Annotated in this window: 12 protein-coding genes; all 12 read right to left on the bottom strand. The window is 46.6% G+C overall.

Annotation, left to right across the window (positions count from 1 at the left end):
* Positions 1-7: 7 nt before the first annotated feature.
* Positions 8-490 (bottom strand): hypothetical protein, encoded by a 483-nt coding sequence (locus NI389_RS13890; RefSeq protein ID WP_308360452.1) that lies wholly within the window; start codon positions 488-490, stop codon positions 8-10.
* A gap of 69 nt (positions 491-559) precedes the next feature.
* Positions 560-1249 (bottom strand): DUF4376 domain-containing protein, encoded by a 690-nt coding sequence (locus tag NI389_RS13885; protein WP_308360451.1) that lies wholly within the window; start codon positions 1247-1249, stop codon positions 560-562.
* Between the two features lie 9 nt (positions 1250-1258).
* The gene (locus tag NI389_RS13880; RefSeq protein WP_308360450.1) at positions 1259-2362 is read right to left on the bottom strand and encodes a hypothetical protein; all 1104 of its coding nucleotides are present in this window, start codon (positions 2360-2362) and stop codon (positions 1259-1261) included.
* The gene (locus NI389_RS13875; protein ID WP_308360449.1) at positions 2350-3288 is read right to left on the bottom strand and encodes a hypothetical protein; all 939 of its coding nucleotides are present in this window, start codon (positions 3286-3288) and stop codon (positions 2350-2352) included. The genes NI389_RS13880 and NI389_RS13875 overlap by 13 nt, the downstream gene beginning before the upstream one ends.
* Positions 3289-3406: 118 nt before the next feature.
* Positions 3407-3871, bottom strand: coding sequence for a hypothetical protein (locus tag NI389_RS13870; RefSeq protein WP_308360448.1), 465 nt, complete (start codon positions 3869-3871; stop codon positions 3407-3409).
* Positions 3872-3884: 13 nt separating this feature from the next.
* Entirely contained in the window at positions 3885-4607 is a 723-nt protein-coding gene (locus NI389_RS13865; protein ID WP_308360447.1) for a hypothetical protein, read from the bottom strand.
* Between the two features lie 7 nt (positions 4608-4614).
* Complete coding sequence (locus NI389_RS13860; protein WP_308360446.1) at positions 4615-5175, bottom strand: phage tail-collar fiber domain-containing protein; 561 nt, start codon at positions 5173-5175, stop codon at positions 4615-4617.
* 73 nt (positions 5176-5248) lie between these two features.
* Positions 5249-6160 carry a phage tail protein gene (locus NI389_RS13855; protein WP_308360445.1) on the bottom strand — a complete coding sequence of 304 codons (912 nt, stop codon included), beginning with the start codon at positions 6158-6160 and terminating at the stop codon, positions 5249-5251.
* A 1-nt stretch (position 6161) separates the two neighbouring features.
* On the bottom strand, positions 6162-7001 hold the full coding sequence (locus tag NI389_RS13850; RefSeq protein WP_308360444.1) for a baseplate assembly protein: 840 nt from the start codon (positions 6999-7001) through the stop codon (positions 6162-6164).
* Between the two features lie 359 nt (positions 7002-7360).
* Positions 7361-7912 (bottom strand): hypothetical protein, encoded by a 552-nt coding sequence (locus tag NI389_RS13845; protein ID WP_308360443.1) that lies wholly within the window; start codon positions 7910-7912, stop codon positions 7361-7363.
* A 9-nt stretch (positions 7913-7921) separates the two neighbouring features.
* Complete coding sequence (locus NI389_RS13840; RefSeq protein ID WP_308360442.1) at positions 7922-9619, bottom strand: hypothetical protein; 1698 nt, start codon at positions 9617-9619, stop codon at positions 7922-7924.
* Between the two features lie 17 nt (positions 9620-9636).
* Positions 9637-13485, bottom strand: a complete 3849-nt coding sequence (locus NI389_RS13835; protein ID WP_308360441.1) for a hypothetical protein — start codon at positions 13483-13485, stop codon at positions 9637-9639.
* Between the last annotated feature and the right edge of the window lie 237 nt (positions 13486-13722).

Below are 13722 nucleotides of genomic sequence, written 5' to 3'. Positions count from 1 at the left end.
CAGTCACTTAAAAACTAATCACAAATTCAAATGTTTCTCTCACACCTTGCTCTCGTTTCAATCTTGAACGATGCTCCAGTAACAGGAGTGAGCCGCTTTCTTCGACTTCGCCAGGCTGTAAATAATATTTTCCTGGCGGGATGTCCGATTTGGCTTGAGTACCAACCATCAATCCAACCTCTCGAATGGTTTCGCCCAGCGCATCCTCAAAGTCATAGGTAAATTGACAATAAAGATGTTGTGTCGGTGTGTCAGAAAGCGCAAATTGCCCATTTGGTACGTCAATCTCGCCCCCATCACTGGGTTCACAAAATGCGACTCGACGCGCTTTGCGATAGCCGAGCAGATGCGTAAGCGCGTTGCTTTGCTGGGACTCAGGCGGGGTGTCCTCATCCCATGCAACTGCACCGCTTCCCCAAGCAAGGTAGATAGGCAAGTCACGTAACGCTTTAGCCAGTGTTACGCGCCCTGCTGAAGTAAGTATTGCCATTAAAAACTCCTAGGCATAAAAAAGCCCGCGGCTGCGGGCTTTTATCGATTTGGTTTCTTTACGAATGCGTTACGACTCAGGTATCCAAAGTGCAGTTTGTTGGCTGACAGCCAATTTACAAGCGGCTTTCAATTGCGCTTTGGTCACTTTTGCAACCGAATTGTCTGAAAGCACCCAGTCCACCGATTCTGTTTCGTCTAAAATCAAGAGTGTTCGCGCCATTCGTTGCTGGCTCGTTTCATCTGCATCAAATCGCATTCCTTCTACCTCAACGATTTGTGCTGCAAGCGCTGCTTTGCGTGATTCTTTGAAGCGAAGACGTTTAACTAAAGCAATATGCTCATTACTGTGCGCCTCCGTTGCAGGATGATGATAGGCAATTAACTTATCATCATCGAAAATCACCTCAGCATGTGAAGTTTCAGTACTCAATTCTAAATCAACTTCGACCAACTCAACTCGGTAACACGATCGGCGTTTGGACATGTCCAACACAGGCTCAATTGGTAATGATGGTACTTTTTTTGGCTCGTCTGGATGCTCAGCATTGTATTGCTCAACGTCACTTATCTCGGCTTGCACTTGCGGCAACAACTCAAGCCAAGCTGCATGGGTCGTCACATGAGCTGCGTCCTCTTGCTCGATTGCGACGCGCAAGGCGTCGTCAATCTGGTCTTGGCCGTGGCGCAGCATGATTTTTTGCTGTACGTCGGCGTAAGTGATTATCGGTTGTTCAATATAAAGTAATGGTTCAGTCATAGTCGTTCCTTAGCCGTTGTGAGCAATACCCAAAGGGAAAATGGAATGGTGGCAAAACGCCTTGACGGTGTTACCGTTCAAGTCCACTTTGACGTCTTCGCCACTTATTACAGGTATAACCTGGTCGTCGCCCCAATCTGTACCGTTGTGTTTTAGTTCTGAGCCATTAAATTGAGCGTAATAGAGTCCATTTTTTTCGATGATTGAAACAAGTGTTTTTAAGGCTGACAACCCATAACTGGGGGCGTTTAAATCAACAAGGCCGTGCCGTGGCTTACACATTCGCCATAATTTGTTTTGATACGTTTTGGCGTACTGGAGCATAGGTAATAATCGCATCTGATTACCGTCCTGCGAGTCCTTTAACACCATTCTCAACAAAGACCCTGACAAGCGATTGCCCTGGAGGGGATGAAAATCCGCCGTTGCTATGACGTTACCTAACTCGGATAGTGGGAGGTTAGTTTCTGGTTCCGTAAAATAGGAATCTGAGCTGTAGAAATATAACTGTACTTCACCGGCTTGAATACCATCGGTCCAGTTGTTAGCTACGGGTTCAAAATTAGTTGCACCCGAATACCACGTTCCACCTGTTCGAATGAGTTTAGCAAACGCCGATTTAATTTTTTGGTTGGCCGAAAGAGTCCCAGAAGAAGGCAGATTCGGGATCCACTCACCATAACAGCCATTCGGGAAAGCATTGGCTAAATCGGATGGATGGCCAGCTATATCAACATTTGGCAGAGTATCAAAGGTTGCAGACATACGTGTGTGTACGATAAACCAACAAGGCCCTGAGATATCTACGACACTCAAGTCATTAACCCATTGACGAGACAAAATAGCATAATCGGTTTCACTACCTACGCTAAAGCACGATGCAGGGAACACCTTGTTTGACGCATCCAGCAGATAGCCGTTAACTTCCGAAGTTTCCCACGACGGAGCAGGTGTTGTCGGGTAAGACAAGATTCCTTTTGGTAAGTTAACATGAATGTAACCGACGCTTTGACCTTTCGTTGTTGGCGTACAAGTAAAAAATTGCTGCGTAAAAATAGGTGCTTGACTACCTCTTAGTTCACCACCAATTAACTGCCTCTCTAACTCTGACAATGTCCCCCGCAGGTCTTTTTCCTGGCACTCAAGCGCAAGTCTTCGACCTGCCCCGCGTAAATGGCGTCGTGGTATTTGTAACCATCATATCTGCCGGAAGAATTTGAACCCACGGAGCCTGAAAGGGTCGCGGGTTTTCGCAGAAAAACCTCAGAGGTTGTCGTGTAATCATTTTGAAGTCCGTCCCAAAAGGCTTGGGCACCTAAAGATTCGTTTGAACAAAACGCTGTACCCATCGGATTAAACACGGGATGGTATGCCCCCTGGTTCATGCGCTGGACGAGGGCGATAGGGAGAGCAAAACCCGAATCAAGCCCTTCGGTTACAAATATTCCGGCATCGAGTTCGTCTTTGGGGCCATCCAAATTATTAGACGTCATAAATACTGAATATGCCTGGGAATTGTAATCAACTAAATCTCGGTCATTGTTTATAGTTTTAAATCTTCCACCGACTAGATTAAAAGGCTGACCACTAACACTTAAAAACTTGTTATACGAAGATCCAGCAAAGCTTGGGCGAACTTTATTCCAAGTATCACCACACCCCTCTATAACCCGCACGCGGTAGCGGGCTTGGATATACGCCCCCGTAACCGCGTCATAGTAGATATTGTTTTTGGGTTCAACTAAAAACGCGGCGCGCTGCGCATCGGTAAGCGTTGACCATTTGGCGCCGTAGCCTTTGGTGGCGGTGTCCCACTCGCCAAACGCGCTATAACCTTGTGCAACAAGGGTGTTGTTTAGCGTAATGCCTGACCAGCTAGTTGCGCCGTATTGGACGTTGCCGAGCGGATAAACCACATCTTTTTCAGATAGCTTTTCGTGCCAAGCCTCCAAAAATACCAAGTCTTTGCGTGTTAAAATGACTTTGTTGGTAGCCGTTTCGGACGCAAAGGCGACCTCGGCGTTGGCGTGCTGAGTCACAACACCGGTGGCGGTATCATAGGTTTTGGTGCCGTCGGGGGCGGGGGTAATCTTACAAACGTTGATTCATCTTGGCGATCCCCACCTACGTACTCAACATGAATCATAACCCCATCCACTAGAACTTGTGGATAATTTGTACGGCTTGCCCCCCACTTGAGGGTTTGTCCGAACCTATTGCAAAGGTGTTCTCCCAGCCACCACCGATATAAAACCACGCACCATTAACGTAAGAAAAGACAGTGGGATGTTTACCAAACTCAACAAACCCACTCCCCGCATATTGCTGCTTGCGCAGTTCGCGCAGGGCATCAAATTCGGCTTTGGTCATTACGTGCGGGTTGGGGTTTACGGTTTGTACCGCAGCGGCCATTTTCTTTAAGCTTGGCACAGCATGAGTATTGCCGGCTTGGTCTTTAAAGTTGACATCGCCATTGGTCGTTTGCCAATCCTGCATGGCTTTATGGTTGGCAGTTAGGTTGGCGTGAGTTTGTAGGTATTCGGCTTGCAGTTTTTCGTGGCTGGTTGCCACGTCGTTAAGCGCCGATACCGCATCGGCAAGATTTTGTGCAGTTGTCGTCATGACTTGCTAATTCCTATTCGCTAAATAATTGGGTAACTTGCGCAGACGTAAGCGTTCCGTCGAGCAAGGCATTAAATGCGGTAATTAGCTTTTGCTGTTGATTGGTCAACAACGATACCGCGAGTACCGCAAGCGACGCATTGGCGTGCGCATGTTGTTTATCTAAACTGACCTGTTCTGCCAATGCGTCACAATGATCAACGCGCGACACCACTGTTTGTTTAAGCGTATCTAGACGACCCTCAAGCGACACAAGCTCCGTGCTCCGCTTTTTGATGTCGGACTGCAACGACACAACAGTATTGGTATTGAATTCAATTTCTTTCGCTTTTTGCTCAGTAAGTTCACCTATCGATGCGCACACGGCTGCATAAGCTTGGTTTTGGACGACATTCAAGGCAATCTCATTCGCCTTTTGTTCCGCGCTGGCCGCCAGCGAGGTCAACGCATCCTTTTGCTTGTCAACATACTCTCGTGTGTCTTCACACGCTTCGACATGCAATGCCGTTTTCAATTCTGCGTATTTCGCTTGCTGGCTATGCTGTTTAGCTTGATGGAGATGCGCCAACATTGTTTTAGCTTGCTCGGTAGTCAACGCTCGGGTCGCCGCCACATCCGCGACACCTTGAGTAAATGCCACCAATTGCTCACTGACCTGTTGCGCAAGGGAAACGCTTGCGACCGTTTGTTCTGAAGCGGCTTTTTGTAATGCCGCAATCTGCATTTCAATACTCATCGTGTTCCTATCGTTCGCTTTGTGTCATTAAGGAGGCTAATTGATGGCTCATTTTCATCGTTAAGGCTGCATGCTCTATGAGCGTCTTTCCTTGATTCATTTGTGCTTCTGTCATCAAGGCCATTTCTTTAGCGAAAAGTACGTTTACGTTGTTCATACCAGTCGTAAACGTAATATTTTGAGTGGGAAGTGCGCCGACATTGAGTGTAAATACCTCTATCCATGCGGCATTGGCTGCTTTGAAGTTTATTTGCAGCTCAGGCATGCTATAAATGGCTACAAGCGTCTCGTCAGCCCAAAGCCCGACTTCACGCACTGCGTAACTTTGTGGCCCATCAAACAAGGCACTGAATCGTAACTGGCCATTTCCAAGCGCTTCAGCTTGGCTTACCGGCACTTTCTGGTGTTCCTGTCGAAGCGCTGTTTGGGTTGGCTCTGGGGTATAACTCGCCTCCCCCGCTGAGACATGCGTAATCGGCATGGCTATCCCATGGCTTGCATTCGAAACTAGTTTGTCTAGTCCATGATGCGTCCAAACCACAGGCAAGTAAGTCAGTTGTGATGTCATAGAGGTACTCTGAACGTTAGCGCGTTAACAACAACGCTGTCGAATTAATGTAAAGATACGGGAAGAGTGACGGTTAAATAGCTGTTGCCCACGTTAAAACGTCCATTGCTTGCCCCTGCAAAATAGAGCGGTTCGAGTTTATCGTATTGCGTGTGCTTGACTTCACCGTGAAGAAGCGCGGTGTGTTGGTCGCTTTCATTGAGCCACCCCCTTGCCATGGGCCTAGCCATCTGGCTTGAGTCATCGTTATATACTGCGGCCGAATTTGCGTTAATCCCACCGCGATGGGTCGTTTCGATGGCTCTCTATCACTCAGGTGGTAATCGCTAAGACGTTTGCAGCCAAGATATTCAGCTTGACCCACCACATGTCTTTGGTGTCCGATGGTAATCTGCGTCTCAAAAAAAGTGGCCGATGCAGTACTTTTACGCGCGAAACTTACTTTACAAAGCCGTTTTCCTTTGTCGACAAAGTCGACACCCGAAATGTCAGAGAGCAATTGCCCAAAACCATTTTTTGATAACACTTGGGCTCTAACATCAAGTCCATGATAAAGCCGCTCAAGTTTAGCGCTCGCGGGGGACGATAAGCCGGATAACTTGTGAATGTGTTTAACTTGTTCGTCTGTGGGCAACTGCCCAAGCGCAAGTTGATAGCGATAATAATGCCGTCCAACGGCAGCGTTTTCTAGTTGAACATGTTTAAACTGCAACCAACTCATCGCCATCAATACACTTTTAGGCGTACCTCGAAGACGTTGCCACTCAAGGCCTTGCTGTAACGTTTGTCGCAAATCTTGGCTGTAAGGCAAAATGGCCTCTAGCCCATATTCCCACACTAACCATAACAATGCGCGGTCATGTGGGTTTGCTTTAAAGCCCCTTAATTGCGTTGTCGCATCCGCAAACTCTTTTTCCAACTCTTGACTTTGCAACCAGTGCCGTTGAAGCGCTGAGGCTGTCGGTGCAAGTAAATGTTGTTTCAAACTAATCCCCTAATGTTAAAACGATTTCTCCAGGCACAGCACATTGATGTTGGGTCATGGTTTGCATGGATGTAGGTGAGTTCAGGATCACTTGATGGACCCCTTGTTTGTGTAACTGGGCGTTAAGCCAACTCGGCGTAAGATCCCAACCCAGTTGCATTTCGTCTTGCCAGGCTGTTGAGAGCGCTTTCTGTAAACTGTCGAGTAAACTCGCTGGCACATTGTCTTTGAGGTAAATTGTTGCATCCACATTGACCGGAATTTGCTCTGCAGCAAACACCGACAGGGTGTCTGTCAACATTTTCACCGAAGGGTCTGATACACCAGCTTTTACCTTCATTACAACCGATTCAACATCACAATTTGGTTTGGCCAACACTGCAATTTCGACAAGTCCATCACCTGGACTGCTGACTGAAATATCTCGTATTTCAGCGGGTGCTGACGCCATCGCCCGACGTCGATAATGCACCGCACTACCCGCCGTGCTAGAAGCAATAGTGCTATCACGGATCCGGCCTCGAAACGCTTCGTCCGATTCACGCTCAAGTCGTTCAACACCATAAAATGCCCCCAAATGAACCAGATCATTCCCTTGTGCCGTAGCCAACAAGTTGGCATACACCGCTTCATTGATCCTTTGTCGCAACAATAGCTCTCTATAACTCTCCACTTCTAAACACACTGAAAGCGGGTCGCTTTCCAACGCCAACGCATCGGCATAGTTTGGCGCTATTTGCAAAAAGCGTGCTTTCCGCTCGGCCAAAATACGTTCAAAATCTAGATTTTCGATGATGTCTGGACGTGCTAACGACGCCAAGTTAAGGTATTGATCTGACATGGATAACCCAAAGATAAATAGTAAAAAGTGAAGACAATTGAACTCGTTCAATACCTAAGAACGGAAACGAGTATGAGGATGGCTAAAGCACACTCACCGAATGAAACGAATCAATGAAGTAGGTCGATATGACCTTCGTGCGCTCACTGTATCGTTATCATACCCAGCTTGATTGATAAAAAACGGTCAAGTTTGACCGCTTTTCGAATCAAACTTCTTTTTTACAAAGGAGTAGAGCAAACGAGGGCATCAACTCGCAGATCACGCTGCGTTCAATTAATCGTTCAGTATTGGGGACATTTTTACGTGGCTACATTGTTGTTAATGTAATCACACAGAAAGGGCTTTAGTGGCAATAACTAAGCGCGGTAAACATCGAACTCAATAGTGGGAAACGATACTCGAAACGGCATCTTTATCCGTTCCAAGCCTTCATTTAAACGTTTTGCCGATAGCGTATAGTTGCCAGTTTTATCAAAGCTGCCAGTAAGAGACAATTTACCTTTGTCCACAGTTGCAACAAAACGTTCATCGTCAATTGCTCTAGTTGCATCAACGACTTTTTCGACCATAACCATGAGGCGATTATCCGGAACGTCTTTTGCGTTTGCTGTTATCGTAAATGCGGTATCGGTTGGCAACCAATAAATACCTCCGTTACCCAATTCAACGGTTTGTGCACTTTCAACGGCACTAACTTGAATATCATTCAATTCATAAACCGGTAGCGAAACAGCTTCAGGTTCTGCCTCCTTCATCAACGCTTCACGCTCGGTAGTTAATTTTGCAACGTAAGCAGCAACCGTCTTTTTTGTCCAAGCTTCACCAGTCTCAGGGTTATATAGATATCGAACACCTTCAACAAACAAAACACCATTACTGTCTAATACAGATTCAATATTAGTCTTCACAAAAACCTCCTATACTTTGTAAATTAATGTGCTCATGTGGAATTTGTTACCACCCGACAAAGCTTCATAACTACCGCGCAAAAAATGGATTTTTTGTTCGTTGCTATCAAAACATACGGGCAATAGCAATAAATCGAAGCTGGTCCCCATAGTACTGGCATTTGAATTTTGCTGTAACTCAGGCAACGGTAATACGCCATGACTCACCGTATTACCTTCATCATCTAATACGCAATAATTCACAGATACCACATCTATCGCTTGAATTACATCAGTTCCTTCGCCAACCTGATATCGCCTAAAGTTTGGTCCGTAGAAAATTTGGTAGGGGACAATTCGACCATCTGTTTTGCATACAAGGTAAGATGTTGCTTTGTCAGCCATGCTATTGGTATTCATGGAATAATTGAGATTAGCATCAGCAGATTTATATAAGTTGTAACCACGCATCGAGTTCGAGTTATTGCTCACAGGGCGATAAATACCCTCAGACAAATAACGCCACGTCCCTGTACTAAGATACCCGCTGCCTAATTTAACAAATTTGTATTCCTTAGCTGTGCCCGATTCATGATCTGAACTTCGAACAAATCGGCCTTTTAATGCCTGTCCACTTTGAGCATAGCCTGTAAAACTGATGTACTTCGAGATATTTTTCATTTCATCAGTTGGCCAACCAAATGTTGGAGATGCGCCAACTTCTAAGTTTTCTTTTGCTGCAGTGGATAACGTCGAAACCCCAACCGCTCGGTTGTAATATTGTAAGCTCCCCATGTAACCGACGAGTCTCTTTTTCTCTTGATCATAAGCGAGATGCTGATAATTGTTTGAAAGTGGATGATAGGCTGTTTTTGCACCTTCATCACACGCAGTATTGGACGCTCCTGTATATATCGAAACACCCGATTCGTCCGGGTTAACAGCAATCACTTTACGCCAACTGTAATCAGCTTCGCTGTGCTTATTAGCACTTGAAGCAATGATTAAGCACATTCGCACATCAGAAGAATCTTCATATTTAGCAAGCGGCACAATCACTGCGTATGTACTATCGATAGCAAAATTTTTATTGCTGTATGCACCAAATTCTCCCTGACTTTGCGAAGCACTATTGTATTTGTACAAAGAAGTAAACACCTCTCCTTGCCAATACCCAAAATTGATATTCATTTGATAGTAGTTATTGCTTGCGTTAAAGCAACTGATGAAGGCATGATATAGTTTTCCCGATTTTTCATCAAAATAGGGTATACACAGGGCCTCCCCTTCTTCGTTAGAATAAGCCCTTAAACTACCGCCATTGAGATAACGAGACGTATCCCTAGTTCCAACAATAGACACACCCACTCTTGAAGGGATAGAACTACCACTGTCCACCGCTTGTTTAACCAGCGGAACGACATTCGCTACGCTTTTTGTCACGTCGTCTCGCATTTGCGGGATCATGGCTAAATTGCTCGCTTGGGCGTTAATTACGCCAGTGCTGGTATTAATCGCAGCGGTTGCGCTCGTTAGTGAAGCCGTAGCGGTATCTAAATGCTCTTCTACCACAGCAACGACCGCTTTTTCCCAAGTCTCATTGTCTTTAAGTGCTGAAATCGCTTTGGACACTAAAAGCTGCTCTTCAGGGGTAAATGGAGTACCCGAAGTCATCTTTGTTGTCAGGTTATCGACCATTGCCTGTACAGCCTGATGGATGGTTGACATTATTTAACGTCTCCTTTTTAGATCATTAATAAATTTTCGCCTAATAAGGCGTTTAGCTTTGCTCGGTATAACTGTTTGTTTAAGCTCACCGAATCGGTTGAATGTAGAGAAAGTAAGGTATTTACGTTTTGCAGTTCGTTTTGGAGCTGCTGTTGTTTCTCTGAAACGCGCGCTTCTAAGCTATGCACGTTTTGTTGTATTAAGGTTTGTGTGGATTTGACCTTTGATAATTCAGTTTGAAGCGCGGTATGATCTTTCCCTGCCTGCGTTTTAAAACTGTCTAAGCTTTGTTGAGTCGCGATTTGCGCGGACTTAACACCCGTTAATTCAGTTTGAAGCGCGGTATGGTCTTTCCCTGCTTGGGTTTTAAAACTGTCCAAGCTTAGTTGAATTGTGGCTTGCGCGGACTTCACACTCGATAACTCAGTTTGAAGCGCGGTATGATCTTTCCCTGTTTGGGTTTTAAAACTGCCCAAGCTTAGTTGAGTTGCGGCTTGCGCGGACTTAACACCCGATAATTCGGTTTGAAGCGCGGTATGATCTTTCCCTGCTTGGGTTTTAAAACTGTCCAAGCTCTGTTGAGTCGTGGCTTGCGCGGACTTAACACCCGTTAATTCGGTTTGAAGCGCGGTATGATCTTTCCCAGCTTGGGTTTTAAAACTGTCTAAGCTCTGTTGAGTCGCGATTTGCGCGGACTTCACACCCGATAATTCAGTTTGAAGCGCGGTATGATCTTTCCCTGTTTGGGTTTTAAAACTGTCTAAGCTCTGTTGAGTCGCGAGTTGCGCGGACTTAACACCCGATAATTCAGTTTGAAGCGCGGTATGATCTTTCCCTGCCTGCGTTTTAAAACTGTCTAAACTCTGCTGAGTCGCGACTTGCGCGGACTTCACACCCGATAGTTCAGTTTGAAGCGCGGTTTGGTCTTTCCCTGTTTGGGTTTTAAAACTGTCTAAGCTCTGTTGAGTCGCGAGTTGCGCGGACTTAACACCCGATAATTCAGTTTGAAGCGCGGTATGATCTTTCCCTGCCTGCGTTTTAAAACTGTCTAAACTCTGCTGAGTCGCGACTTGCGCGGACTTCACACCCGATAGTTCAGTTTGAAGCGCGGTTTGGTCTTTTCCTGCTTGGGTTTTAAAACTGTCTAAACTCTGCTGAGTCGCGGCTTGCGCGGACTTAACACCCGATAGTTCAGTTTGAAGCGCGGTTTGGTCTTTTCCTGCTTGGGTTTTAAAACTCTCCAAGCTTAGTTGAGTTGCGGCTTGCGCGGACTTAACACCCGATAATTCAGTTTGAAGCGCGGTTTGGTCTCTCCCTGCTTGGGTTTTAAAACTGTCCAAGCTCTGCTGAGTCGCGGCATGCGCGGACTTCACACCCGATAATTCAGTTTGAAGCGCGGTATGATCTTCCCCAGCTTGGGTTTTAAAACTGTCCAAGCTCTGTTGAGTCGCGGCATGCGCGGACTTAACACCCGATAATTCAGTTTGAAGCGCGGTATGATCTTTCCCAGCTTGGGTTTTAAAACTATCCAAGCTTAGTTGAGTCGCGACTTGCGCGGACTTAACACCCGATAATTCAGCTCGAAGCGCAGTATGGTCTTTCTCCGCTTGGGTTTTAAAACTGTCCAAGCTCTGTTGAGTTGCGGTTTGTACAGACTTAACACCCGAAAACTCGGTTTTAACCGCTTGTTTTTCAGCAGAAATTTGAGCTGTTAATACCGCCAAATCTTCTTTTCCCGATGTCTCTATGCGAGCAAGCGCTTTTTGCAACATCACAACATTCGGGATAAGCGCTTCATCCGCCGTAGGCGGTTCTGGTAACGTAGAAACAACATTACTTTTGAGTAAATATTCAGAGCTGGATACCCCTCCCAGCTTGAGCGAATCTGGCGCAACTCCACCAACAAGTTGCTGACATTCGTTGCGGTAGAGCTTAGCTTGCGTGCTAAATTCAGACGCTTCTTTCGCTTTAGTTGAAGCGATAATTTCTGAAGAGGCGGCTGATGCAGCAAACTCAGACGCCTCTTGCGCTTTAGATAGCGATAACGATGCCGATGTCGCGGAGTTTTTACTTGAGTCTTCAGAATCCAAGGCATTTTTTGTTGCTGTGCTCGACGCTAACTGCGCAGCTTGAACCAATTTCTCCGTATTCGCTTCTTTAACAATAGCGGCTTGGTAGCTTTCCTCTGCTAACTTTGCGGAGGCTTCAGCTTTTTGACTATGTTCGAGGGCACTGCTTGCGCTTGTCGCTGCTGCCTTGGCGTTGTTAATGGCAACCGTCTTACTCGAAGTAGCACTCGTTTCGCTTTCAAGCGCCTTATTTGCTGACTCCAGAGCAGACTGAGCGTGTGACAGTGCAAGTGCCTCACTTCCCGCAGCTAAAGCCTGACTTGCCAGGGCCTTTTCGGCATGGTCTTTACTTTTCGACTCGAGCGATAGCGCCGCGCTGCGGCTTTCATTGGCATTTTCTGCCGACGATTTCGCGTTACCTTCGCTTACAGCCGACGCTTTAGCCCTTATGTCTGCCGCGTTCGCCGCATCTATCGCCGCTTGACTTTGAGTAAGAGCAACCGTCGCACTTGCTATTGCTGATTCAGCCTCTTTCGCCGAGGCGGAAGCATGCTCAGCCGCATTAGCCTCACTTACAAGCGCTTCATTTTTTGCCTTCAATGCGTCGTCAAGATACTCTTTTGCTCGACGCTCACTTTCATGTGTTGCTTCTGCCGAACTGGCTGCAGACATACGATGGGTGTTAGAGGCTATTTCAGCGTTTTTGGCGTGTTGCGAGTTCAGTTGTACTTCACTTCCTAATTGCCCAACTTTCTGTAGGATCTCTTCTGCTGCTAAGCGGCTTTTCGCCGCGTTTTGAGCACTCGATAAGCCATCAATACGGTGCTGTTCAGCAAGCTTCGCACTTGAAGATGCGGCATCAGCACTAATGCGTGCCGCCGCGTTCGCTTCTTTTGCGCCTTGAGCCGACAAGTCCGCACTGGTTTGACTGTTATTCGCTTTAGCGGCTGAGGCTGCAGCAGCAACGGCATCTTTTTCTGCCGATTGAGCATGGTGCTCAGCAAACTGAGCGGCGGTGGTGGCGATTGTGCTCAATTCCGTAATGGATGCTACGCTCGACTTCGCGTCCAAAGCATAAGCGTGCGCTGCCTCCTCACTGCTAACAGCCCACTCTTTCAGTTCAAGCACTTCGTCTTTGGCCGAGGCTATCTTCGTGGCAGACGCTTCAGCTTCGATTGCTGCGCGCTGTGCCGCGCCTTTAGCCGATTGTGCGTCCTGTGCGTCTTTACTTGCCGATGCCGACTCCACTTTCACGGTGGCGGCATGTGCAGCCGCGGCTTTCGCCTGATCATGGGCCTGAGAAATTGAGCTCATCATGTTTTCAATATCAAGGAGTTGACTTGATATTGCCGACTGATGGTGCTGAAGTAACTTGGTCATACCGAGAGGCGTTGGTATAGTCGCTCGATCCCCAAGGTAAGTAACAATCTCATGAGTATCCTCATCACTGGCAAACCACCCTGTTATGCCTTGCTCACGCTGGAACCACTTAGCTTGTAAATCTGCTATTCCTTTTGCGAGTTGAGCCGTTACGGTCGACGCAAAGTTTTGTACAATACCGTAATGGAGCTCATTTGCCGTTGCCGGTGACAAGAACGGTGTACCATCTAAATTGGCAAGCACCAGCTGGGTATCACTGCATACTTGTTCAACTTGTAACATCACATTCTGGCCATTGAGCTGAATGTAAAACAAGTCACCTGCTCTGATGTTACCGACGTTTTGGAAAAAGGTGTCTGTACCGCTGACAGCTGAACTGTTTAGCGTGACAGCTACGACACCCAAAGAATAAGCCATGGCTACCCTCTAATTTGTGTGACCTAAATAGGTCAGATAGTTACGAAGAAATGGAGAAAGTGAAATTTGAGTAGAATATAGGATGGGACTGATCGCGCAGATGGATAGAATAAGCGTTATGGATGATGGTAATAATGAGCTAATCGCTTGGCTACTTAGGTGAAAAAACCTTGCCCACCGTGCCCATTCAACTCGATAACAGCATGGGTAAACAGTGGAGACACAGCCAGATTTGCC

This window comes from Pseudoalteromonas xiamenensis (assembly GCF_030994125.1).
Taxonomy (GTDB): domain Bacteria; phylum Pseudomonadota; class Gammaproteobacteria; order Enterobacterales; family Alteromonadaceae; genus Pseudoalteromonas; species Pseudoalteromonas xiamenensis_B.
The sequence above is the reverse complement of the archived record's forward strand: the minus strand, read 5'-3'. Positions and strand labels throughout refer to the sequence as shown.

Excerpts from the sequence above, each read along its gene's own strand:
- NI389_RS13890 (WP_308360452.1), bottom strand. The coding sequence starts at position 490 with ATGGCAATACTTACTTCAGCAGGGCGCGTAACACTGGCTAAAGCGTTA.
- NI389_RS13885 (WP_308360451.1), bottom strand. The coding sequence starts at position 1,249 with ATGACTGAACCATTACTTTATATTGAACAACCGATAATCACTTACGCC.
- NI389_RS13870 (WP_308360448.1), bottom strand. The coding sequence starts at position 3,871 with ATGACGACAACTGCACAAAATCTTGCCGATGCGGTATCGGCGCTTAAC.
- NI389_RS13865 (WP_308360447.1), bottom strand. The coding sequence starts at position 4,607 with ATGAGTATTGAAATGCAGATTGCGGCATTACAAAAAGCCGCTTCAGAA.
- NI389_RS13860 (WP_308360446.1), bottom strand. The coding sequence starts at position 5,175 with ATGACATCACAACTGACTTACTTGCCTGTGGTTTGGACGCATCATGGA.
- NI389_RS13850 (WP_308360444.1), bottom strand. The coding sequence starts at position 7,001 with ATGTCAGATCAATACCTTAACTTGGCGTCGTTAGCACGTCCAGACATC.
- NI389_RS13840 (WP_308360442.1), bottom strand. The coding sequence starts at position 9,619 with ATGTCAACCATCCATCAGGCTGTACAGGCAATGGTCGATAACCTGACA.
- NI389_RS13835 (WP_308360441.1), bottom strand. The coding sequence starts at position 13,485 with ATGGCTTATTCTTTGGGTGTCGTAGCTGTCACGCTAAACAGTTCAGCT.